Origin of the sequence: Vibrio sp. 947, from assembly GCF_033339115.1 — a bacterium.
Lineage (GTDB): Bacteria > Pseudomonadota > Gammaproteobacteria > Enterobacterales > Vibrionaceae > Vibrio > Vibrio alginolyticus.
This window is the reverse complement of the sequence record NZ_JAWOTX010000024.1, coordinates 1-23,008: the sequence shown is the minus strand read 5'-3', so window position 1 is coordinate 23,008 and position 23,008 is coordinate 1. Positions and strand designations below refer to the sequence as shown.

The following is a 23,008-nucleotide window of genomic DNA, read 5'->3' as shown; positions in this document are numbered from 1 at the left end:
TGTTGTAAGCACCTTGTTGCGATGAAGGACGTTAGAAGGTGTAGTTGAGACCAAGCGACAATAGGTACTCTTTCTCCTCATAAAACGTGATATTCGAGTCAGTTTGGCTATAGCCGGCTAAAGAAATGAACGACCAGTCTTGCCAGTCAAATACGTTTTGATATTCGTAGGCCGCAAATAGGCTGATGGTGTCGTCATTTCGTGTTTTAGCAAAAGTTTGGCTAGCGGCTTGATAGTCTTTCCATGCATAACCCGCTGTGAGGGCCAATCGATGGCGGTTGATAAATTTAAACCAGCTAATGTCAAATCCGTACGAATCAAATGACTCCGCTTTACCGTCGGCATCTTGATTGATGTAGGTGAAAGCGGGTTGCAACATAGACGTTTGGTTGAGTGGAATGCGATAGTCGCCTTTGACATAGTAAAGGTTAGCATCGCGAGCAAGTGAGCGGTCTGTCACTTCCTCCTGCTCGATGTCTTTATCAGCATAAGCAAGATCAAGGTTGAAGTTCTTATCAATTAACCCTTTGATCTGAAAGCGATACGCATTGCCGTCAACATCCGTCTCTTTACGTGCGGTTCCTACTTGATAAGGGTTGCGCCAAGTTTCGCCTTTGAGTACCGTCGGCAGATAGGAAACATCGAGCACGGTGCCAGATTGTAGCTCGTGTTGATAGCCCAACTGAAAAGCGAGTGTACCTACCGCGACATCTGAGCGTGTGGTACCGGCGTAAACTTGGTGGTTGAGTCGGCTACCAAAGGTGTATGTCACACTCCCTAGCGGTGCAGCGATAACAGAACTGTCACTATCGGCACGCTTATCGAGAGAATCGATGGTGTTACTATTTTCTGTATTGAAATTGGATTCTGATGATATGAATCCGGCATTCAGCGAAATTTCACCGCCAAAACCTGCGGTTTCAGCGAGTTGAGCCTGAGCAGAACTGACGACAAAGGCCAAAGGCAAGATAAGTCGCCTTGGTTTCATTCGTTATCTCCTTGTTGTCGAATGAGTGGTGCACATATTGGTTACGGTAACAAATCTGACCATTCCCACGCATGTTCCAATGTGGCAAAGGCGCAGTATAATTACACGCTGTTTTATTCTTCACACATTATCACTGTTGTTTGACTATCATGTTGGCATATTTGTTATTTTTTTTTAACGCTTCTTTTGTGATTCTCAATTCTGCGGTTTGTTCACTCGCAATTTGTGTTATCGCTGTATTTAAAATATTGCTTCCTGGCGTAAAGCTAAAAGCGATAGCGACCGCTTGTGCCAATAAGGTGATGTGGTTATGGGCTACCGTTAATGCGTGCATTCTGGCGGTATCTAACCGTGTTGAGTGGGATGTTCAGGGCGGTGAAGCGCTTAAAAAAGACGGGTGGTATCTGCTGATCAGTAACCATCTCAGTTGGACAGATATTGTTGTGCTTTGCTGCGTGTTTAAAGACCGTATTCCCATGCCGAAGTTTTTCCTCAAGCAACAACTGCTGTATGTGCCTTTCATCGGGATGGCGTGTTGGGCGCTCGATATGCCATTTATGCGTCGCTATTCGCGAGAGTATCTGATCCGCAACCCTCATAAGCGAGGTCAAGATTTAGAGACGACACGTCGCTCGTGCGCTAAATTCAAACACACTCCAACCACAGTGGTTAACTATGTCGAAGGAACCCGATTTACCGAAGAAAAGCAGCGTAAGAGTAAAGCAAACTATCAATATTTGCTGCAACCAAAGTCGGGCGGGATTGCGTACACGTTAGCGGCGATGGGGGAACAGTTCGAGAGCATTATCGACGTGACGTTGGCGTACCCAGAAAATACGCATAAACCGTTCAAGGATTTATTGATGGGCCGCATGAGCAAGGTGGTTGTGCGTGTAAATGTGTTACCCGTTGATGAAAGAGTGCTTGGTGATTACTTCAACGATAAGCCCTATAAGCGACAATTTCAGCAATGGTTGGGGGATGTGTGGCAAGAAAAAGATCGGTTGCTACAAGAGATTTACAAATAAACAAAAGGGGAGCGACGTGCTCCCCTTTTGATTGATATCGATGTGCTTATTTTAGTGTCAGCAAGTAGTTCACCAGAGAGAAGTACTCATCCATCGTTTTGATGCTTTGTGCTTGAACTAGGTATTTGTTGTTAACGATAACCGCAGGAACGCCGGTTAGACCGCTGTTTTCAAATTGCTTGTCCATACGGCGAACCATTGAATCAACCGCGAAGCCTTTGAATGCAGAATCGAATTTTTTCGCGTCTACACCTTCATCAAGGAAGATTTGACGAAGTTCTTCATCATTACGTGGTGCTTTCTTTAGATTGTGGATGCGGTTAAACATCACTGGCACCATTTTGTCTTCCACTTTTAGTGCAACCATCGTTGCGTAGGCTTTGCTCATTGATGGGCCCATGTTGCCACCCATGAAAGAAACGTGGTTTTTTAATAGCTTAGTACCTTCTGGCAACTGCTTTTTCAGTTGCTGGATAACTGGTTCAAAGCTATTACAGTGCGGGCAGTAGAAAGAGAAAAACTCCGTCACAAGAGGTTTTTTTGATGCCTCAAGATCCAATACTTTGTAATGTTCACCTTCTTTGAATTGCGCTGCATGTGCCGACAGGCTTAACATCAGCATAGAAAACAGTGCGAACAGTTTTTTCATCGAAATATCTCCATTTTTGAATTTTTGGCCTGACTTACCATTGAGGCATTAAAGACAGCGGTGCTTCTTCTAAAGCGGCGATCTGCTCTTTAAATGCAAGGACCTGACCTTCCCAGTATTTTGGCTCATTAAACCATGGAAAAGCGAGAGGAAATGCAGGGTCATGCCAACGTTTTGCTAGCCATGCCATATAGTGCACCATTCGTAGACCGCGAAGTGGCTCGATTAGTTTCAATTCTGCAGGATTAAAGTCGCAAAACTCTTGGTAAGCCTCTAAAACAATATCCAACTGCATCAGTTTGTCTTGGCGTTCACCGTTCAGTAGCATCCATAAGTCTTGTACTGCAGGGCCGTTACGAGCGTCATCCAAATCAACAAACATAGGGCCATCTCGCCACAAAATATTGCCTGGGTGGCAATCGCCATGCAAACGAATCATATTGAAGCCTTCTTGCCAGTGGCTTTCAATTGATTTGATCAGCATATCCAAGTCATTGAAGAAGCTGTTCTCCAAGTGCATTGGAATCATATTGGCGTTTTGCAGAATCTCTCTTGGTTGATACAGGTATTCTTGTAAGCCGATCGTAGGGCGATGTTGGAAGGCTTGGCGGTTGCCAACTTTATGGATGCGGCCAAGGAAACGCCCTACACCTTCGAGCTGATCTAAATTGTCAACCTCGTATTGGCGACCACCCACGCTATCAAACAGCGCAAAAGCATAGCCTTGATAGTGATGCAGGGTTTCACCGTTGATGCGCACAGGTGGTGCGATGGGGATCTCATTGCCAATCAGCTCTAAAGTAAAGTCGTGCTCCTCTTGGATCTGTTCATTGCTCCAACGTTCAGGACGGTAAAACTTGACGACATAACGACGACGCTCTTCGTCAGTAAATTGATAAACACGGTTTTCGTAGCTATTGAGGGGAAGAAAGCCTGATTCTGCGCGAACGCCGATGCTTTCTAACGCGTACCACATAAAATCTGGGGTAAGGGCGTCAAAGTTAAACATACTTTGGGACATATAAACAAAAAGGCTCATTACTGAGCCTTTTTCCGTTAGTCACTGAAGTAGCGCTATAGTTTTTTAATAAAACGGCTTTCTACTTCAATAGTGAATTCGTTGCTCTTATCGGTGAGTATAAACTGAATTGTCGTAATCGCAGAGTTTAGCTTGTCAGGATCGGCACCAAGACTCATTGGCAGGTTCAATACCTCACCTGGCTGGACCTGAATTGTCTGCTTACCATACCAGCTTACATCGGATAGCCCTTCAACATCCAACGAGTACTCTTGCACTTGCTGAGTTTTGTTGATCACCTTGAGGGTGTAGGTGTTTTCTACTTCTCCCGAGCTATTAACGCGGAACAGTTGGTTACGGTCGCGAATAACACTCATGCCTGCTGGGTCTACCGCTGCAATTTGGGCAAAGAAAAGACCGACCATGACGAGTAGTACGGCACCATAGCCTAGCAGCTTCGGACGCATGACTTTGGTACTCTTACCCGATAAGCGATGCTCGGTGGTGTAACTAATTAGGCCTTTCTCGTAGCCCATGCGATCCATGGTGTTGTCACACGCATCAATACAGGCGCCACAGTTGATACATTCATACTGCAAGCCGTCACGAATATCGATACCTGTTGGGCACACCTGCACACACAAATCACAATCAATACAATCACCCAAACCAAGTTGCTTTGGATCGGCTTTACGCGGACGTGGGCCACGTTTTTCCCCACGTTTTGCATCGTAGCCAACGATGAAGGTGTCTTTATCAAACATGGCAGACTGGAAGCGCGCGTAAGGACACATGTGAATACACATGATGGAACGCATCCAACCAGCATTACCATAAGTACAAATGGCAAAGAACATTACCCAAAATACGGGCCAGAAGTTGGCGTTAAAGGTGAAAAAGTCGATAACCAATTGCTTCATTGGTACGAAGTAGCCAACAAAAGTAAAACCAGTGGCGAGTGCAATGGCAAACCAAGCTATATGTTTGACGGCTTTACGCATCGCTAAATTCGCCGTCAGCTTATTGGAGTCTTGTTTACGGCGTTTATTGGCACTACCTTCGAGCTTCTCTTCAAACCAGATATACATGAAGGTCCAGACGGTTTGTGGGCAGAGATAGCCACACCAAACCCGACCTAAGAAGGTGGTAATAAAGAACAACCCAAACGCCGCGATCACAAACAGCAAGGCGAGTAGGGTAAGATCTTGTGGGTACAGTGTGGTACCGAAAAAGTTGAACTGCTGGTTGCCAATATCAAGCAAGATCGCTTGACGTTCACCGTAAGGAATCCACGGTATCAAAGCGAAGAGAAGTAGTAAGAACCAACCACCGTAACGACGCAGTTTCTGGTAAGTTCCTTTACTTTCGCGTACATAGATGCGATTACTTGGGTTAAACCGATCCCCGTTTCCTTTGTGGGTTTTGGGATTATAGGTTTTAGGAGTCACATCTTTGATATCGATCTTGTCCTGACTCATGCACTCATCCTTCTTAGGCTTTTATAATGTACGGCGTCATTTCTATTGATGTCGCTCGATGACATTGCTGCTCGTTCCGTCATAAAGATGACCGAACATAATTATTTTAGTAAATACTGATGAACGGCGATTATACAATCAATAACAATTCCGTTTCTTTAACGCAGTCAATGTTTAACAACAAAAATCAGTACAGTTAACCTGATAATTGGCTGAACAGTTATAACCAATTGTGGGACTAAAAACTTTGGTTATAAAAAAGCGACTCACAGAGAGAGTCGCTTAAAGAATACTGGCTGTTGAGCTAGTTATTTGATGATGCCACGAGCGCGTAGGATCGCCGTTTTAAAATCGTCCTCTTGGTCTTTTTTGAGTCCAGGGATCATTTCATCTTTGCTGCTATTACGCATTTTAAGGTGGTAGATCAGTACATCGTCGGTCAGATCTTCTAGCTTTCCTTTATAGCCTGCTTCTTTTGCCAGCTTAACGATGAACTGCAAGAGGTTCAGCTCTTGATCTTTATGCCATTCAGGCTCTAGTAGCTCAAGCAGCTCTTCAATGCGATGACACTTCATTTCTTTCTCCACAGAATTTATAGGTGTAATTAGCAGTAAAGGTACCAAATTGCTTTGCTAAGACCAAATAGGAAAAACGATCTCTTTCACCGTGGTTTGTTCTAAGTCTTTGAAGTTTTATGAGTAGCGCGCAAAGAAAAAAGCGCAGCTGGCGCCGCGCTTTTGATTAAGCTGCTTTGATAACTTTGGCCGGAACACTCGACATCATTGCTGTCTTCTCAACCAATGTCATTGCTGGCGCAACTTGCTTTGCCTTTGGTGCAGTAGTAAAGCCACTGCGGCGGCGCATTGCACTAGTATTAGTGTGTGCGAACCTGACTGTTGTTGGGCGCATTAATTTACCTAACTGTCAGGCATATCCATTGCCGATGTAATGGCCTGAATCATTATGAGCTAGGCTCCAACAAGATTGAAGAATCACTCTTCTGGCTCTCGCCAATCCAGTTAATGAGTCAGGAATACCGATATGCATGCATATCAAGTGTAAGATTAGCATCCTTGTAATAATTGGTCGATAGTTGAGCAATTGAATTGTTTAGATTTTGTCATTTTGTCGCGATGTTCGAGGCAATTTTTGTTTGATCCCACGATCAGCAGTAGTAGTATGAGATCTCGATGAAGGAGGTGCCTATGTCATTTTTGAAGAAGACACTTGCCAGTTTTGGGATTGGGAGCGCGAAGGTCGACTCAATCTTAAACCAAGACGTGCTATACCCAGGTCAAAGTGTGGATGTGTCGATCCATGTATATGGTGGTGCGACTGAACAAGCGATCGACAACATTGATTTAAAACTCTGTTGCCGCTACATCGCAGAAGCCCCTGATGACCGTGGTGCGCGAGAAGGACACAGCATGCGCCGAGTACCTCAAACTCATGTGCTTGCTAAGTGGAGTCTCCCTTACGCATTTACCATCCATTCCGGCGAAGAGCGTACCTTCGATGTTAAGCTCGATGTGCCTTGGAACACGCCTATCACCATTGGTGATGCCAAAGTATGGTTAGAAACCGGCTTAGACGTTGCCGCTGCTTTGGATCCGACTGATAAAGACATCCTCACCGTTCGACCTGATCCACTGATGGATGCGGTACTATCTGCATTTGAAGCGCAAGGTTTACGAATTCGCCAGGTGGAATGCGAGGAAGTGAAAGGATTCGATCTACCATTTGTGCAAGAGTTTGAACTGGTGCCAACCGACGGACCTTACCACGGCGTGTGGCGCGAATTAGAATTTGTTGCCCACCGCAGTGAGCAAGAGCTCAAGTTGTGGTTTGAAGTTGACCGCACACGCAAGGGGCAAGGTGGCATGCTCGCGAGCTTACTGGGTAGTGGCAAACTCAAGCGAGAGCTGACCATTCCTGCCACGACTAAGCCAGATCAAGTTGGCGAACTGGTACTCAATTATCTCGATCAAACTACTGCCGTTCATGAGTCTTAATTTAAGCTTACACGTGTAAGCCTAATGTGCCATACTAGAGCAAATTTCAAACTCTAGTATAGGCGCATTGATGTCCGAGCTGCAGAAACCTCAATACAGTCAACGTGAAGAACTGGCCAATACCATCACCCACGGTATAGGGATGATTTTTGGTATTGTTGGCTTGATACTGCTGTTAGTTAAAGCCATAGACCATCAAGCTGACACTTTAACGCTTACCAGTATGGCGATTTATGGTGCGAGTATTATCGTGCTATTTTTGGCCTCGACGCTCTATCATGCGATCCCTCATCCCAAAGCGAAACGTTGGCTAAAAACCTTCGACCACTGTGCTATTTATCTTTTGATAGCAGGCAGCTATACCCCTTTCTTGTTAGTCAGCTTAAGAACACCTCTAGCATTTGGGTTGATGATCGTTATTTGGAGCATTGCGTTGATCGGCATCATCATGAAAGTTGCGTTCGTCTATCGATTTAAAAAGCTTTCTTTGATGACGTATTTGGTGATGGGATGGTTATCGCTGATTGTGATTTATCAATTAGCTATTAACTTGGATGTCGGCGGACTTACACTGCTTGCTGCTGGTGGAATTGTGTATTCACTAGGGGTAATTTTCTACGTCGCGAAGCGCATTCCCTTTAACCATGCGATCTGGCACGGCTTTGTTTTGGCTGGCTGCGTGTGCCATTTCTTTGCGATTTATTACTTTGTTGAGCCTATCTAGCCGATAGGCTCAACAAAGAATATTAAACACGTATTAGCGAGTTTTTACCTCTAGCACTTTGGCAGAAAACTGGTATTGCTGTGATTGCGGTACAGCCAATTTAATGCTCTTACCTTGTTCCGCTTGCTGTGGTCGCAGGTAGGTATCCGCCATGCGCTTGATGGATTGCCAAACCGTCACGTTTTCTTTTGCCAGTTGCTGACCAGACATATCAAACACTTGCACCTCAACTTCCACTTGAATGACAGATTGAGAGCTTTGGTTAGTGATTGATGTAGGTAAAATAAGCTCACCGCTTTGATAGCTTGCTGAACCAATCAATACATCCACACCTGAATCTGATAGCTGCATGGTTGGCTTTTTGGCGTTTACCACCACGGTCGTGCCAACGGTTTTCGTTACCACAGGAATTGTCGCAATCGCAGGAGCTGCGATTGTTTCAACTACGCTTGCTGTTGTTTGTGTCTCCGTCGCTTGCTGCGCCGGTTTTTTCATGACGTACTCCCAGGTAAAGTCATCGTTCAACTTCACTTCTCGACCATCGGCTAAAGTGATGACCTCGGCGGCGTATGTGGATGAGGCGGCAAGTAGGGTCGCCAGAGTAATCCATGTTTTCATTGTTATACCTTTTAATTAGAGTCTGCTTAGCGGCGCCAAAACGCAGGGAAGAACAGTACAAGAATAGTCAGAATTTCCAAGCGGCCCATTAACATGCCAAAGCTCAGGAGCCACTTGGCGGTATCTGGCAGAGGCGCGAAGTTACCCGTCGGTCCAATCACGCTTCCCATACCTGGGCCGACGTTGGCTACCGCAGTGATGGCACCAGAGATGCTAGTGATGGGGTCTAAACCCAGTGCACTCAAGCAACCCGCGATAAAGATGATGGTGATAAAGAACATCAAGCCAAACGCGACCACCGAGCGAACAATGTCATCATTCACTGGGCGTTGGTTGTAGCGCTGTACAAACACACCTGAAGGGTGAATCAATTTCATCATCTGTTTGTTCAGCAGTGTCATTGCGATTTGGAAACGGAAGATTTTGATCCCACCAGACGTTGACCCCGAACATGCGCCCGCCATCATTAAGAAGGCAAAAAGAGTTGTGGGTAATGCGCCCCACGCGGTGAAGTCCTCTAAGCCAAAGCCGGTTGTGGTGACGACAGAGACGATATTAAACATCGACACTCGTAGCGCATCCAAAATGGTGTATCCATCTCGAATCACTAACCAGGCTGAAATCACTAAGCTTGAGAACACGAACAGGTACGCGAATCCTCGAACTTGAGCGTCGTTAACTAACACATCAATACGGCGTTTACGTAACGCGGCGATGAAGAGCAAAAATGGCAAGCCACCTAAGAACATAAAGGTAGTGGCCACCCAGTGTGCGCCATTAGAGAAGTGGTTCATCGACCCGTCGGATGTAGAGTATCCGCCCGTTGATAGCGTGGTAAAGGCGTGATTGATCGCTTCAAACAGGTTCATGCCGGTGACCAAGTAGCCCACAATGCATAAGCCAGTAAGCATCAAATAAACCGCTACGATGTTTTTGGCGACCGTTTTTGCTCTCGGGCTACTTTTATCCGACCAATCGGATGATTCGGTTTGGAATAGCTTCATACCACCGACATTCAGCATAGGTAGCACTGCTACCGCCATCACGATAAAACCAATGCCACCAAGCCACTGTAAAATAGAGCGCCACAACAATATGCTCGGCGCCATGTTGTCTAGGCCACTGAGCACCGTTGAGCCCGTCGTGGTGATACCCGACATCGTTTCGAAGTAGGCGTCGGTGAAGCTGATGTGGTTGATAAACACAAATGGCAAGGCGGCAAACGCACTCGCGATGGTCCAAACCAAACTGGTGATGAGGAACATATCGCGTACGCTGAGTTTGAACTTGGCGGTTCGACCGATCGTCAGGCAGATGAAGGCGGCAAGGTGCGTGATCACAACGGCTTGGGCGAAATCGAGGAATCCCCCCGTACCGGTAAAGAAAGCGACCAAAGTCGGCACGTACATAAACAGGGCCAGTTTGGATAAAACCAGCCCGATAACAAACAGTACGGGACGTAAGTTGACCATAGGAAAATCCTAGAGGAAGAATGGACTCGGCTGGAATAGCGCTTCGACGTCTGATACGTATTTTTTGTTGACCAGGAACATCACCACATGGTCATCCTGTTCGATGACCGTACGGTCGTGGGCAATAAGAACTTCTTCGCCACGAACGATAGCACCAATGGTGGTCCCAGGTGGAAGTTTTATATCTCCAATCGCACGTCCAACCACTTTAGATGTACTTTCATCACCGTGAGCGACGGCTTCAATCGCTTCCGCAGCGCCGCGGCGAAGTGAGGATACGTTTACGATATCAGCGCGACGAACGTGCGTTAGCAAGGCTGAAATAGTGGCTTGCTGAGGTGAGATTGCTACATCAATTACGCCGCCTTGTACCAGGTCTACATAAGCGCCACGTTGGATCAGCACCATCACTTTTTTAGCGCCCATGCGTTTTGCCAACATTGCAGACATGATGTTGGTTTCATCTTCGTTGGTCAGCGCGATGAAGACGTCGACTTGGTCGATGTTCTCTTCCGAGAGAAGCTCTTGGTCTGCCGCATCACCGCAGAACACGATGGTGTTTTCTAGTTGCTCAGAGAGCTTTTCTGCACGCTGGTAGTTACGCTCAATCAGCTTCACGCTGTAAGTTTGCTCTAGGCGTTTAGCCAAGCTTGCGCCGATGTTACCCCCGCCAACAATCATAATGCGGCGGTACGGTTTTTCTAGACGCTGAAGCTCACTCATCACTGAGCGAATATGATTACTTGCTGCAACGAAGAACACTTCATCGTCGGCTTCAATAATCGTGGTGCCTTGTGGGCGAATCGGGCGACCCTGGCGGAAAATAGCCGCCACACGGGTATCGATGTGCGGCATGTGCTCACGCAAAGCAGACAGCGCATTACCCACCAGCGGGCCACCATAGTAGGCTTTCACCGCCACTAGGCTGACTTTCTGTTCAGCAAAGCTCACCACTTGCAGCGCGCCTGGGTATTGGATCAGACGTTCGATGTAGCTCGTAACGAGTTCTTCTGGTGCGATAAGGTGATCAACAGGAATAGCGCCAGATTTAAACAGGGCTTCTTTTTCTGCCAAGTATTCTGGAGAGCGAATACGCGCAACGCGGTTTGGGGTATTGAATAGAGTGAACGCGACCTGACAGGCGGCCATGTTGGTTTCATCAGTGTTGGTTACTGCGACGAGCATATCGGCGTCTTGCGCGCCAGCTTCGTGTAGCACGTCTGGATGGCTCGCATGGCCATTGACCACACGTAGGTCGTATTTGTCCTGCAATTCACGCAGTCGGTCGGCATTATTGTCGACGATGGTGATGTCGTTGTTTTCACCCACTAGGTTTTCTGCCAGTGTGCCGCCAACCTGACCTGCACCAAGAATAATGATCTTCATACTCTTTTCTCGTATCTGAAAAAGGCGATTGAAATCACTTCAATCGCCCTATTTAGCATGCTGTTACGCGTGTGTTTTAGTTAGTACTGCGTAGTAGAAACCATCCATATCTTCTTCGCCTGGTAGAATTTGACGACCAGGCTGGTCGGGATCAGAATCCAGCAGTTGCGCATCCGCGGTACGTGCTAAAAACGCTTTTACTTGCTCCACGTTTTCTTGCGGTGTGATTGAACAAGTCGCGTAAACCATGGTGCCGCCGGGCTTCAGTTGCGTCCACATGGCATCAAAAATTTCACTTTGCAGCTCTGCTAATGCGGCGATGTCGTCTGCACGACGTAGCCATTTGATGTCTGGGTGACGACGAATCACGCCAGTCGCAGAACATGGGGCATCCAGCAAAATGCGATCAAATTGCTCGCCTTGCCACCATTCTTGTGGATTACGCGCATCACCGCAAACCACTTTTGCCTGAAGGTTGAGACGCTTCAGGTTTTCATGCACACGTTTCAAGCGTGTGTCGTCGCAGTCAATCGCGACCACTTCACTGCCCGATGTGCGCTCTAGAATGTGCGCCGTCTTGCCACCTGGCGCTGCACAGCAATCTAAAATCAGTTCGCCGTCTTGTGGTTTTAGATAGTTGATCGAGAGCTGCGCCGCCGCATCTTGGACCGAAACCCAACCTTTTTCAAAACCAGGTAGCTTCATCACGTCACATGGTGCGGCCAATTTTATGGCGTCCATTGCTTCTGTGTGTGGCGTGCTATCAATGTTTTCATTTTTGAGCAGCGCAAGGTATTCATCACGAGTGTGGTGTTGATGGTTCACACGCAGCCACATTGGTGCTTTTTGGTTGTTCGCTTCAACAATGCTTTCCCATTGCTGTGGGTAGGCCTCTTGCAGCAGTTTTAGTAACCAGCTTGGGTGACTGTACTTGCCAGCGTTGTTGCTGACGGCCATTTGGTCGAGTTCTTCTTGGTTGCGCTGGTAGTTACGCAATACAGCGTTAATCAAACCACGCAGACGAGGACCTTTCAGCTCTTTAGTGCCTTCAACCGTTTCACCAACTGCTGCGTGCGCAGGAATACGCATGAAGCTCAGTTGGTAAATACCAACCAGAATTAGGTGATGGAATACACGTTGTTTGCCTTTGAGGGGCTTATCCATCAACTGGTTTGCGATCATTTCTAGGCGAGGGAGGTAACGTAGCGCACCGTAACAGATCTCTTGTAACAGAGCGTGGTCACGAGGTCGTACCGTTTGTTGAGCCGCTGGAAGAGCGCTTGAAAGTGAGTGGCCCTTGTCGACGACAAGATACAGGACGTTAGCAGCCGCAGCGCGAACATTCATGATGAGTACCTTAAAGTAAAGGAGGGCATCTCTGCCCTCTAAAAGTTCGTATAATCGGGGATAATAACCCCTAATATGGCTTAAACCAGCAGAGTGCCCACTTCAAACCAAGCCGCACGCGAATTCAGAATATCCTGAACTGACATGGCTTTTTTGCCAGGAACTTGCAGTTGCTCTAGCACCAGTACGCCGTTGCCTGTCGCAACATAAATACCGGTTTTATCTGCTTGCACGATGGTGCCGGCTGGCTTGTCACTGGTTTGCTCTGCGACACGGCTTTGCCATACTTTGATGCTGTTTTCTGCCGCCTCAAAGTGGCTCATTGGCCATGGGTTAAATGCACGAACGCAGCGCTCAATGTGCGCCGCATCGTCGTTCCAGTTGATGCGTGCTTCTTCTTTGCTGAGCTTTTTCGCATAGTTCGCGAGCTCATCGTCTTGCTTCACTGGCACTGCTTTACCCGCAGCAATGTCTACTAGGCAGTCAATCAGGGCTTCTGGACCAAGCTCAGCCAATTTTTCGTACATTGAAGCGCTGGTATCTGTCGCTTCGATTGGCAGAGTTGCAATCTTCAGCATATCACCAGTGTCGAGACCGATATCCATCTGCATGATGGTCACGCCAGTTTCTGCATCGCCCGCCCAAATAGAGCGTTGGATTGGAGCCGCACCACGCCAACGAGGTAGGATAGAACCATGTACGTTGATACAACCCAGTTTAGGGGTATCAAGAACCGCTTGTGGCAGCAGCATCCCGTACGCCACGACAACCATGAGGTCGGCGTTCAGATCGGCAAGTTCTTGTTTCGCTTCGTCGGACTTAAAGCTTTCAGGTTGGTAAACCGGGATATTGTGTTCTAGCGCCAGTTGTTTTACCGGTGGCGCAGCCAATTTTTTGCCACGACCCGCTGGACGATCTGGGTTTGTGTAAACCGCGATGACTTCATGCTCCGAAGACAACAACGCCGCCAAGTGACGGGCGGCGAAATCCGGAGTACCTGCAAAGACAATTCGTAAAGACTGACTCAAGGTAGACTTCCTTCTAATTGGTATGGTTCGAGATTAAGCGTTTTGCTGCTTCTCGTTAAAGCGTTTGATTTTCGCTAGCTTGTCCTGAATGCGTTTGCGTTTCAGTGGCGATAGGTAATCCACGAACAGCTTACCTTGTAAGTGATCAAGCTCGTGTTGAACACAAATCGCTAGCAGGTCGTCGGCTTCAAAGGTGAACTCTTTGCCATCACGATCCAGTGCCTTAACGGTAACTTCTGCAGCGCGAGGCACAAGTGCGCGTGCACCTGGTACCGACAGACAGCCTTCTTCGATGCCATCTTCGCCACGCTTTTCCAGAATCTCAGGGTTGATTAGCACCATCGGCTCATCGCGAGTTTCTGAAATATCAATCACTACGATACGTTTGTGGATATCAACCTGCGTTGCAGCAAGGCCAATACCTTCTTCGTCGTACATGGTTTCAATCATGTCATCGACGATTTTTTGAATCTCAGGGGTCACCGCTTCAACAGGCTTTGCGACTGTGCGCAGGCGATCATCCGGGAATGTTAATACTTGTAATACAGACATATTCACTCGAAATATTGAACTGTGCCGAAACAGCACAAACCTTGTTGGCTCAATTCTAGACATTTTATAGCCTAAATGACAGCATCCTTGCACCAATTTCCATTCTGGTTCCTGCTTAATAGACCAAGGACGAGGGTCATGAATCGAATTTTCCGCAACGTTGCCAGTGTTACGTTGCCGTTACTTTTCTCTTTCAACGCTGTAGCAAATGTGGATGCGAACCCACTGACTGTTAAAGATGATGCGCCACAAACGTATGTAGTCGTGAAGGGCGATACGCTATGGGATATTGCGGCCATGTACTTAGATAGCCCGTGGTTGTGGCCTCGTTTATGGCAAGTAAACCCGGAAATCGATAACCCTCATTTAATTTATCCCGGAGACAAGCTGTCTTTGGTGTGGATTAACGGTCAGCCCGTGTTGAGCCTAAAACCGGTTAAGAAGCTGAGCCCGAAAGCTCGCATCACAGAAAAGAAAGCCGTACCAACCGTTGCGGAAGGTTTGGTGATGCCTTACCTTCAATCGGATCGGTTGCTAGATAAAGATTCGTTGAACAGAGCAGCAAAAGTGATGGGTAGCAGCAAAGGCAGTAAGTATCTGACTGCAGAAGATGTGCTGTATATCAATGGCAATCAGACCGCGACAGGTTGGGCTATTTACCGACCAGTAGCTACCTTTTCGCGTGACGATGTGTCCGAAGAGATTACCGCGCTGCGTTTGATTGCCAAAGGCGAGCTCGTTGAAGCTTCGAGTGATTATTCAGGTTTGAAGCTTACATCGCAAATGCAAGAAATCCTACGTAACGATATCGCGTTGCCAAATCAATCGGTTGAGAATACTGACTTTACGACTACGTTCTATCCGCTGCCGTCGCCACAAGGCAGTTCTGCAAAGTTGCTAGGTAATATCGAAGGCATTCGCTTTAGTTCAACTAACCAAGTCGTGGTGATTGATAAAGGCACGTCAGACAATCTGAAGCAAGGCAGTGTGTTTGATTTAAAAGAAGACGCGCACCCAGTTTACAAAGACGGCGATGAGTTCAAGAAAGAGTTTGGCGTGCTTGATAAGAAAATTACTTTGCCTCAAAGCAAAGTTGGTGAGTTGCTGGTCATTCGTCCTTATGAGTACTTTAGCTTGGCACTGATCACTAACAGTACTAAACCCATTAACCAAGATATTTCGGTGGTGTCACCGTTGGCGGACGAATTAACCATCGATGAATCGACGAAATAACGATGATCTCGCTGCCTGGTTAAAACTGAGTTGTTTACCAGGCATTGGCGGCGTCAAAATGAATAAGCTACTGGCAAGAGACACGCCACGTAACATCGTAAACTTCTCTCCTGAACAGCTACAACAACTTGGGTTAACAACTAAGCAAATTCAAGCTTGGGCTTCAACAGATAAAGAAGTCGATGCTTGTTTAAGCTGGCTTGAGGCTTCTACAAATCATCATATCCTGACACTGACTGACCCGCGTTATCCACCTCAACTCAAACAAATCGTTGCACCGCCACCTCTACTTTTTGTTCAAGGAAACCCTACTTGTCTCTCTCAGCCACAAATCGCGATGGTTGGCAGTCGAAATGCGAGTATTGATGGATTACAGCATGCACGTCAGTTTGCTGCAGAGTTTGTTCAGCACGATTTTATTGTCACCAGTGGTCTCGCTTTAGGCATTGATGGTCATGCGCATGATGGTGCGTTGCAAGCCGGTGGTAAGACGATTGCGGTGCTAGGATCTGGTTTAGCAAATATTTATCCAGCACGTCATCGTAGTTTAGCGCAACGTGTTATTGAACACGGGGCTTTGGTGTCTGAGTTTCGGCCTAATGCCAAGCCGCGCCCAGAAAACTTCCCGCGTCGTAATCGTATTATTAGTGGATTATCGCTTGGTGTACTGGTCGTCGAGGCGGCGAAAAAGAGCGGCTCGTTAATTACAGCTCGTTACGCGCTTGAGCAAGGTCGAGAAGTATTTGCGCTGCCAGCGTCAATCAATGCCCCCAATGCCTGCGGTGGAAACCAGTTGATACGTCATGGCGCTTGCCTCGTAGAAAAGACGAAAGATGTCTTAGATGAAATACAGTCCTTGCTTGATTGGTCTATTAATCAGAGTACCGATTTATTTTCTACGTTAAATGATGAAGAAGAATTGCCATTTCCTCAGCTGTTAGCTAACGTAGGAAGTGAAGCTACACCGGTTGATATTCTTGCAAACAGGACCAATATACCTGTCCAAGAAGTCATGATGCAGCTCTTAGAGTTAGAACTCTCTGGGCATGTCGTTGCGGTTTCAGGTGGCTATATTCGAAAGGGGAGGGGCTAGCTATGATGATGGATATACTGATGTATCTATTCGAAACCTACATCCATAGCGATGCAGAGTTACAGGTCGAACAAGACGAGTTGGAAGAAGAGTTGCTTCGTGCAGGCTTCCAACAAAAAGATATCTACAAAGCCCTTGTCTGGTTAGAAGAGCTTGCCGCATTGCAGCAAAGTGACACCTCTTCTGCAATCTCGACTTGCATGGCTTCGTCATCAACTCGTATCTACACAGCGAAAGAGATGCAGCGTTTAGATTTGGAATGCCGAGGATTTCTATTGTTTCTCGAGCAAATCAATGTGTTAACCACAGAAACTCGCGAAATGGTGATTGACCGAGTGATGGGATTAGAAACGAGTGAGTTTGAGCTTGAAGACCTCAAATGGATCATTCTGATGGTGCTGTTTAATGTGCCTGGCAACGAAAACGCTTACACGCTAATGGAAGAGCTGTTGTACACCAAAGAACAAGGGATTCTTCACTAACCATCTGGGCAAGTTCGAGTTTAGCTAGAATAAACGCGAGCTTGTCTTTTTGTGTGTTTTTCACGAAACGGTAAGTATGAGTAGTAAAATTGACAACACCCTTTTCTCTGCCCATGAACACGCTTTGGAACACGAGCCGTGTCCAAAATGTGGTGGTGAGCTAGCTCTCAAGCACGGAAAACATGGCCCATTTCTCGGCTGTAACCATTACCCAAGCTGTGATTATATTAAACCGCTACACAGCAATGATGGGCACATCGTGAAAGAGTTGGGTGTGCCTTGTCCTGAGTGTGGCAATGAGTTGGTTCTCCGCCAAGGGCGCTACGGTATGTTCGTTGGTTGTAGCCATTACCCGGCTTGTCATCATATTGAGTCGATTAATCAACCAGAGCCAGAGGCGCAGTCACAAGAGCAACACGCTTGCCCTGAATGTGGCAAAGGACATTTGGTTGAGCGTAAAACCCGATTTGGCAAAACATTCTACGCGTGTGACAACTACCCTAAATGCAAATTTGCTGTGAACCTTGCTCCGGTCAAGGGGCGATGCGAAGAATGTGGTTTTACTTTGTTGGTGGAGAAGAAACTCGCCAGTGGTGTGAAATTGCAATGTGCCAACCGTAAGTGCCAGCACACCCAACAAGGGTAAATACATCAAAGGAATTAAAAAGGGTCGCATCGTGCGACCCTTTTTTTATTTTTTTGCTGCCAAACGTTAGTGTTGAGGCTGTTTAGCGAACGCTTGCACGGCTGGGAAAGCTATTGGGTCTAAGATGTCTGCCAGAGCGCACAACCTACGGTGCAATTCTCCTGGGTAGTCGCCACACACGTTGATGTGTCCCATCTTGCGACCTGCACGTTTCTCTTTGCCATACCAATGAAGGTGGCAACCATCCATTGATAACAATGCATCTGGTAGTGTGTCTTCACCAAGAATATTGATCATTGAGGTTTCACGAACCAATTTCGTACTACCTAATGGTAAGCCGCACACGGCGCGCAGATGGTTTTCAAACTGACACGTTTCTGCACCTTGCTGTGTCCAGTGACCAGAGTTGTGCACGCGTGGAGCAATCTCATTCACTAAAAGTGCCCCATCGACATCAAAGAACTCAAGCGCTAATACGCCAACGTAATCTAGGCTATCTGCGACAGCCGTGAACATTTGCTTTGCTTGTTCCTGTAACCCTGGCGCATCAATCGCAGTAGAAAGACTCAATACACCGTTGGTGTGAACATTCTCTGCCAGAGGGTACACTTCCACATTTCCATCTTTGCTTCGAGCACCAACTAGTGATACTTCGCGGTTAAAAGGAACAAACTCTTCAGCAACAATCGCTTGAGTTGGTGTTGCCGCGATGCACTCTGCCATCTCAGTCCAAATGTCGTCGACTTGAGAAGCTTCTTTTAAGCGCCATTGGCCTTTACCATCGTAGCCACCCAATGCACTTTTCAGAACCATTGGCATACCAACGTGTTCAATTGCGCGGTCAAAGTCTTCACGAGTTTCAATGACGTAGTATTTCGCGTTGCGCACGCCAGCATCATCAAGCAGTGCTTTTTCAATACGGCGATCACCACCTGCTTTGATGGCTTGCGTACTTGGTAGGAACTTGCCGCTCGCTTCGCAAACCTTGAGCACGTCATGTGGAATATGCTCGAACTCGGCAGTAATCACATCAACTTGCGTAATCGCATTTTCCAAGCCATGGCCAAGTACCTGTTGAGTTAAAGGGTGAACGACATCACCGCTGCTGACATCGTAAGCTGAAATTTGAATATTCAGTGGCGCACCAGCCAGAGACATCATACGAGCCAACTGACCCGCACCAAGAACCAGTACATGCATCTGATTAATCCTCTGCAGGGTTTGGATTTGCGAGAACTGTTTCCGTTTGCTCATTACGGAATGCTTCTACCTTCGCCATGATGTTTTCATCATGAGTGCCTAGGATTTGCGCTGCTAGGATACCGGCGTTTGCTGCGCCCGCTTCGCCAATCGCCAATGTACCAACCGCAACTCCCTTTGGCATCTGTACAATAGAGAGCAGTGAATCCATACCTTTCAGTGCACGAGACTGAACGGGAACCCCAAGCACTGGCAAACTAGTAAACGCCGCCGCCATACCTGGTAGGTGCGCTGCACCACCTGCGCCTGCGATGATAACTTTGATGCCGCGCTCTTTTGCGCCACTAGCGTAGTCAGCCAGTAATTGAGGAGTTCGGTGTGCTGACACTACTTTTGTTTCGTAAGGCACGCCAAATTGGTCTAGCATGTCTGCTGCTAGTTTCATGGTTGGCCAATCGGATTTAGAACCCATGATGATACCGACTTTCATCTCAAACTCCTTTAAGCTGCAAAAATTAGGTGAGCTATAAATTTGTGCGCATTATACGGGGATTTTTATCTCAAGCAAACGTTTGCGTCTTGTTGTTGGCGCTATTGATACATTTTATAAAAAAATTGCTTTAGTGTCTGAGAATGAATATTTGTACACTTAGTGAAAACAACACAGTCAAACAAATAGGAAGTAATCGGTGGATAACTTTGAACAAGTGCTCAACGCACTCAAGCAAGGCGAAGTGATTGCCTATCCAACAGAAGGGGTTTTTGGTGTCGGATGTGATCCAGATAACCCAGAAGCAATTCAAAAGCTATTAGAGCTCAAGCAGCGTCCGGTAGAAAAAGGGCTGATTCTCATCGCGGCAAGTTACGATCAGCTCTTGCCTTATATTGATGAATCTCAGTTGACTGAAGAACAATTACAGACTGTTCATGCCACTTGGCCAGGCCCATACACTTGGATCATGCCAGCGAGCGATAAAGTATCCAACTGGGTTTCAGGGCAGTTTGATTCAATTGCGGTTCGTGTGACTGATCATCCTTTGGTGCAAAAAATGTGTAATGCATTCGGAAAGCCGTTAACCTCTACCAGCGCGAATCTTTCCGGCTTACCACCGTGTATGACCACGGAAGAAGTCGAAGAGCAGTTGGGTGATAAGCTGGTCGCCATTCTTCGTGGCGAGACCAGCGGTCGTGATAAACCCAGCGAGATTCGTGACGCCAAAACTTCACAAATATTAAGACAGGGTTAACCCTGCTAGCCAGCCATCATTAGGTTTCACGTAATAGGTAATAACGTATGTCAGCGATCGATAAGCACGCCGTAAAGCAGTTCTTGATGTCACTTCAGGACTCCATTTGTCAGCAGTTAGAACAAGAAGATGGAAAGGCCGTCTTTGTCGAAGATGCATGGCAACGTGAAAAAGGAGAGCGTCTGGGTGGCGGTGGTCGCTCACGTGTTTTGCGTGATGGCCTTGTTTTCGAGCAGGGAGGCGTGAACTTCTCGCATGTGGAAGGGAAAGAAATGCCAGCATCTGCGACAGCGCATCGCCCAGAGCTAGCGGGTCGTCGTTTTGAAGCGATGGGTGTTTCTTTGGTTATTCACCCTAAAAACCCTTATGTACCGACTTCACACGCCAATGTCCGCTTCTTTATTGCAGAAAAAGATGGCGAAGACCCAATTTGGTGGTTTGGTGGTGGTTTTGACCTAACACCGTTCTACCCATTTGAAGAAGATTGCCAATCATGGCACGACACTGCAAAACAGCTTTGTGCACCATTTGGTGACGATGTTTACCAAGAGTATAAGGCATGGTGTGACAAATATTTCTTCCTACCACATCGTAATGAAACTCGCGGTGTTGGCGGTTTGTTCTTTGATGATCTAAACCAGTGGGAATTTGATAAGTGTTTTGCTTACATCAAAGCCGTCGGTGAAGGCTATTGCCAGGCTTATTTGCCGATCGTTTCTCGTCGTAAAGAGATCGAGTATGGTGAGCGTGAGCGTGAATTCCAACTATATCGTCGCGGCCGTTACGTAGAGTTCAACTTAGTGTATGACCGTGGCACCTTATTTGGTTTACAAAGTGGTGGGCGTACTGAGTCGATTCTGATGTCAATGCCGCCGCTCGCTCGCTGGGAGTACTGCTACGAGCCAGAAGCGGGATCGCCAGAAGCTGAACTTTACGAGCGATACCTAACGCCCCGAGAGTGGTAAGCACGGAATCTCCTTTTCTATATAGATAGATAGTGATAGGGTCATCTGTAATCAGGTGGCCCTGTTTTCTCTATATCTAAGTAAGGAACAAAGGTAAGGAAATGACCCAGCAAATCGATCGCTATGCCGTGTTTGGTAATCCTATCGGACACAGTAAGTCGCCATTCATTCACACCTTGTTTGCTCGTCAAACTAATCAATCTTTGGTGTATACCGCAGAAAGTGCACCTGTTGATGGTTTTATTGACGCGGCGAAGGTGTTTTTTGCTGAAGGTGGCAAGGGGTGCAACATCACTATGCCATTTAAAGAAGATGCTTATCAATTTGCTAGTCGATTGACAGAACGGGCTCAGTTAGCAGGCGCGGTAAATACCCTCAAGAAGTTAGACGATGGTGAAATCATCGGTGACAACACTGATGGTGCAGGTTTAGTGCAAGATCTGCTTCAGCATCAGGTTGTATTGGAAGGTGCGCGAATCCTAATTATTGGTGCTGGTGGTGCGGCTCGTGGTGTTATTAAGCCACTACTCGATCAAAAGCCGACCTCTTTAACCATTACCAACCGTACCTTTAGTAAAGCACAAGAGCTCGCAGAGCTGTTTGTCTCTCACGGTCCTATCCTCGCCAAAGAGATGGCAAGTATTGATGAAGAGTATGATGTCATCATTAACTCCACATCCGCTTCTCTTAGTGGTGAACTGCCGACTATTTCATCCTCCATCTTTGCCGCTAACAGTACAAGCTATGACATGATTTATGGCAAAGGGGTGACGAGCTTTAACTTATGGGCAAAAGAGAATGGTGCCGCTCATGCGTATGACGGTCTTGGAATGTTAGTTGGGCAGGCTGCGGAAAGCTTTATGCTCTGGCGTGGCTTACGTCCTGGTGCCAAACAAATTCTCAGAGAACTAAGAAAGAATCTTGAAGGTCAATAAGCGATGAATCAATCCATCTTATTCCCAGATATTCAATCATGGGATGAAGTATCACAATCGGTAAACTTTTCGGCGCAACAATCAGGCGCACTAATAGAGTGCTTTGTGACGAAACAAAAGTTAGAAAAGCTCAGTGGTTCACTGATTGAAACTGAGCAAGCGGCAATTAAAGTGTTTACTGATTACAGATTCGACCTAGAAGAAATGGCTGAAGAGCTAATAGAAGATGAAGCCTTCAACGAAGAAGGCCATATCATCATCGGTTAACAGGGTTTTAGTTCAAGTCTTTTACTTCATTTAAGTAGTCGTTTTTGTTCTGCACATAGTTGTTGGCAGACTTTTGCAAGAAAGCTCGTTCTTTTTCTGATAGAGGGCGAGCTTGTTTTACTGGGCTTCCAACATATAAGTAGCCACTTTCTAATACTTTCCCAGGTGGCACTAAACTGCCTGCTCCGATCATCACCTCTGACTCAATTACAACAGCATCTAAAACAATAGCTCCCATACCAACCAAAACACGATCGTGGATCTCACAACCGTGCAGCATCACTTTGTGGCCAATCGTAACGTCATTACCAATAATCAATGGGTAGCCGTTTGGGTTTTCGGCGTTCTTATGGGTGACATGCAAAACACTGCCATCTTGAATATTCGTTCGATCACCAATGTGAATGTGGTTTACATCGCCTCGCGCTGCTACCAATGGCCAAATGCTAGAATCATCGCCAATTCGGATATCACCGACTAAAACAGAGGTTGGGTCAACGTAAACACGCTCACCAAGTTCAGGCTTTATACCTTTGTAGCTTCTCATTGAGCTCATCTTTTTTCCTTATTCAGGGCGATTACAGGGTGTATGGAGGTAGAATAGTAGTGAAAACTCGCCTTTTAGAATAAAAAACACCCA

Annotated in this window: 26 protein-coding genes; 11 read left to right on the top strand and 15 right to left on the bottom strand. The window is 46.8% G+C overall.

Annotated elements, in window-relative coordinates; genetic code table 11:
• Nucleotides 1-31 precede the first annotated feature (31 nt).
• Nucleotides 32-988, bottom strand: a complete 957-nt coding sequence (locus R7Q39_RS22975; RefSeq protein ID WP_318076910.1) for a DUF2860 domain-containing protein — start codon at nucleotides 986-988, stop codon at nucleotides 32-34.
• Between the two features lie 149 nt (nucleotides 989-1,137).
• Here R7Q39_RS22975 and R7Q39_RS22970 point away from each other — a divergent pair, with 149 nt between their 5' ends.
• Complete coding sequence (locus R7Q39_RS22970; RefSeq protein ID WP_005379035.1) at nucleotides 1,138-2,016, top strand: acyltransferase; 879 nt, start codon at nucleotides 1,138-1,140, stop codon at nucleotides 2,014-2,016.
• A gap of 46 nt (nucleotides 2,017-2,062) precedes the next feature.
• Here R7Q39_RS22970 and R7Q39_RS22965 read toward each other — a convergent pair whose 3' ends face one another.
• The 5 genes from R7Q39_RS22965 to R7Q39_RS22945 all read right to left on the bottom strand — a co-directional run bounded on the left by R7Q39_RS22965 (nucleotide 2,063) and on the right by R7Q39_RS22945 (nucleotide 6,070).
• A complete protein-coding gene (locus tag R7Q39_RS22965; RefSeq protein WP_005379036.1) occupies nucleotides 2,063-2,665 on the bottom strand; it encodes a thiol:disulfide interchange protein DsbA/DsbL in 603 nt (200 codons plus the stop codon).
• A 34-nt stretch (nucleotides 2,666-2,699) separates the two neighbouring features.
• Nucleotides 2,700-3,686, bottom strand: coding sequence for a serine/threonine protein kinase (locus tag R7Q39_RS22960; protein ID WP_065275093.1), 987 nt, complete (start codon nucleotides 3,684-3,686; stop codon nucleotides 2,700-2,702).
• A 53-nt stretch (nucleotides 3,687-3,739) separates the two neighbouring features.
• Nucleotides 3,740-5,161 (bottom strand): cytochrome c oxidase accessory protein CcoG, encoded by a 1,422-nt coding sequence (gene ccoG, locus R7Q39_RS22955; RefSeq protein ID WP_005379038.1) that lies wholly within the window; start codon nucleotides 5,159-5,161, stop codon nucleotides 3,740-3,742.
• Between the two features lie 308 nt (nucleotides 5,162-5,469).
• Nucleotides 5,470-5,736: a YihD family protein gene (locus tag R7Q39_RS22950; protein ID WP_005379040.1), complete on the bottom strand. Its 267-nt coding sequence runs from the start codon at nucleotides 5,734-5,736 to the stop codon at nucleotides 5,470-5,472.
• Nucleotides 5,737-5,902: 166 nt separating this feature from the next.
• The gene (locus tag R7Q39_RS22945; protein WP_005379043.1) at nucleotides 5,903-6,070 is read right to left on the bottom strand and encodes a hypothetical protein; all 168 of its coding nucleotides are present in this window, start codon (nucleotides 6,068-6,070) and stop codon (nucleotides 5,903-5,905) included.
• Between the two features lie 296 nt (nucleotides 6,071-6,366).
• On the opposite strand from R7Q39_RS22945, the gene R7Q39_RS22940 reads away from it, so the two are divergent.
• Both R7Q39_RS22940 and trhA read left to right on the top strand, forming a co-directional pair.
• A complete protein-coding gene (locus R7Q39_RS22940; protein ID WP_031781056.1) occupies nucleotides 6,367-7,173 on the top strand; it encodes a sporulation protein in 807 nt (268 codons plus the stop codon).
• Between the two features lie 70 nt (nucleotides 7,174-7,243).
• Nucleotides 7,244-7,897: a PAQR family membrane homeostasis protein TrhA gene (gene trhA / locus R7Q39_RS22935; RefSeq protein ID WP_005379047.1), complete on the top strand. Its 654-nt coding sequence runs from the start codon at nucleotides 7,244-7,246 to the stop codon at nucleotides 7,895-7,897.
• Nucleotides 7,898-7,930: 33 nt separating this feature from the next.
• On the opposite strand, the gene R7Q39_RS22930 is transcribed toward trhA, so the two are convergent.
• The 6 genes from R7Q39_RS22930 to def form a co-directional block, all read right to left on the bottom strand.
• Nucleotides 7,931-8,515: a DUF3157 family protein gene (locus R7Q39_RS22930; protein ID WP_005379050.1), complete on the bottom strand. Its 585-nt coding sequence runs from the start codon at nucleotides 8,513-8,515 to the stop codon at nucleotides 7,931-7,933.
• A 26-nt stretch (nucleotides 8,516-8,541) separates the two neighbouring features.
• Nucleotides 8,542-9,987 (bottom strand): TrkH family potassium uptake protein, encoded by a 1,446-nt coding sequence (locus R7Q39_RS22925; protein ID WP_006742925.1) that lies wholly within the window; start codon nucleotides 9,985-9,987, stop codon nucleotides 8,542-8,544.
• A gap of 9 nt (nucleotides 9,988-9,996) precedes the next feature.
• A complete protein-coding gene (gene trkA, locus R7Q39_RS22920; RefSeq protein WP_005379062.1) occupies nucleotides 9,997-11,373 on the bottom strand; it encodes a Trk system potassium transporter TrkA in 1,377 nt (458 codons plus the stop codon).
• 63 nt (nucleotides 11,374-11,436) lie between these two features.
• Nucleotides 11,437-12,720, bottom strand: coding sequence for a 16S rRNA (cytosine(967)-C(5))-methyltransferase RsmB (gene rsmB / locus R7Q39_RS22915; protein ID WP_213872078.1), 1,284 nt, complete (start codon nucleotides 12,718-12,720; stop codon nucleotides 11,437-11,439).
• An 80-nt stretch (nucleotides 12,721-12,800) separates the two neighbouring features.
• Nucleotides 12,801-13,748: a methionyl-tRNA formyltransferase gene (fmt, locus tag R7Q39_RS22910; RefSeq protein WP_005379066.1), complete on the bottom strand. Its 948-nt coding sequence runs from the start codon at nucleotides 13,746-13,748 to the stop codon at nucleotides 12,801-12,803.
• 33 nt (nucleotides 13,749-13,781) lie between these two features.
• Nucleotides 13,782-14,300, bottom strand: coding sequence for a peptide deformylase (gene def / locus R7Q39_RS22905; RefSeq protein WP_005379068.1), 519 nt, complete (start codon nucleotides 14,298-14,300; stop codon nucleotides 13,782-13,784).
• A 138-nt stretch (nucleotides 14,301-14,438) separates the two neighbouring features.
• On the opposite strand from def, the gene R7Q39_RS22900 reads away from it, so the two are divergent.
• The 4 genes from R7Q39_RS22900 (at nucleotide 14,439) to R7Q39_RS22885 (ending at nucleotide 17,754) form a co-directional block, all read left to right on the top strand.
• The gene (locus R7Q39_RS22900) at nucleotides 14,439-15,533 is read left to right on the top strand and encodes a LysM peptidoglycan-binding domain-containing protein (protein WP_318076909.1); all 1,095 of its coding nucleotides are present in this window, start codon (nucleotides 14,439-14,441) and stop codon (nucleotides 15,531-15,533) included.
• Nucleotides 15,517-16,626, top strand: coding sequence for a DNA-processing protein DprA (dprA, locus tag R7Q39_RS22895; protein ID WP_017821579.1), 1,110 nt, complete (start codon nucleotides 15,517-15,519; stop codon nucleotides 16,624-16,626). Before R7Q39_RS22900 ends, dprA begins: the two co-directional genes overlap by 17 nt.
• A gap of 2 nt (nucleotides 16,627-16,628) precedes the next feature.
• Nucleotides 16,629-17,108 carry a DUF494 family protein gene (locus R7Q39_RS22890; RefSeq protein ID WP_005379074.1) on the top strand — a complete coding sequence of 160 codons (480 nt, stop codon included), beginning with the start codon at nucleotides 16,629-16,631 and terminating at the stop codon, nucleotides 17,106-17,108.
• A 76-nt stretch (nucleotides 17,109-17,184) separates the two neighbouring features.
• Complete coding sequence (locus tag R7Q39_RS22885; protein WP_285400276.1) at nucleotides 17,185-17,754, top strand: type I DNA topoisomerase; 570 nt, start codon at nucleotides 17,185-17,187, stop codon at nucleotides 17,752-17,754.
• A 66-nt stretch (nucleotides 17,755-17,820) separates the two neighbouring features.
• Here R7Q39_RS22885 and R7Q39_RS22880 read toward each other — a convergent pair whose 3' ends face one another.
• Complete coding sequence (locus R7Q39_RS22880; protein WP_053308099.1) at nucleotides 17,821-18,954, bottom strand: 5-(carboxyamino)imidazole ribonucleotide synthase; 1,134 nt, start codon at nucleotides 18,952-18,954, stop codon at nucleotides 17,821-17,823.
• Between the two features lie 4 nt (nucleotides 18,955-18,958).
• Complete coding sequence (gene purE, locus R7Q39_RS22875) at nucleotides 18,959-19,444, bottom strand: 5-(carboxyamino)imidazole ribonucleotide mutase (RefSeq protein ID WP_033906572.1); 486 nt, start codon at nucleotides 19,442-19,444, stop codon at nucleotides 18,959-18,961.
• Between the two features lie 199 nt (nucleotides 19,445-19,643).
• Here purE and R7Q39_RS22870 point away from each other — a divergent pair, with 199 nt between their 5' ends.
• From R7Q39_RS22870 to R7Q39_RS22855, 4 genes are all read left to right on the top strand, one after another.
• Nucleotides 19,644-20,201 (top strand): L-threonylcarbamoyladenylate synthase, encoded by a 558-nt coding sequence (locus R7Q39_RS22870; RefSeq protein WP_005379084.1) that lies wholly within the window; start codon nucleotides 19,644-19,646, stop codon nucleotides 20,199-20,201.
• Between the two features lie 47 nt (nucleotides 20,202-20,248).
• A complete protein-coding gene (gene hemF / locus R7Q39_RS22865) occupies nucleotides 20,249-21,166 on the top strand; it encodes an oxygen-dependent coproporphyrinogen oxidase (RefSeq protein ID WP_258655231.1) in 918 nt (305 codons plus the stop codon).
• A gap of 101 nt (nucleotides 21,167-21,267) precedes the next feature.
• A complete protein-coding gene (gene aroE / locus R7Q39_RS22860) occupies nucleotides 21,268-22,101 on the top strand; it encodes a shikimate dehydrogenase (protein ID WP_017821584.1) in 834 nt (277 codons plus the stop codon).
• A 3-nt stretch (nucleotides 22,102-22,104) separates the two neighbouring features.
• Nucleotides 22,105-22,368 carry a DUF1488 domain-containing protein gene (locus R7Q39_RS22855; protein WP_005379090.1) on the top strand — a complete coding sequence of 88 codons (264 nt, stop codon included), beginning with the start codon at nucleotides 22,105-22,107 and terminating at the stop codon, nucleotides 22,366-22,368.
• A gap of 7 nt (nucleotides 22,369-22,375) precedes the next feature.
• Here R7Q39_RS22855 and R7Q39_RS22850 read toward each other — a convergent pair whose 3' ends face one another.
• On the bottom strand, nucleotides 22,376-22,924 hold the full coding sequence (locus tag R7Q39_RS22850; protein ID WP_005379096.1) for a gamma carbonic anhydrase family protein: 549 nt from the start codon (nucleotides 22,922-22,924) through the stop codon (nucleotides 22,376-22,378).
• Nucleotides 22,925-23,008 lie beyond the last annotated feature (84 nt).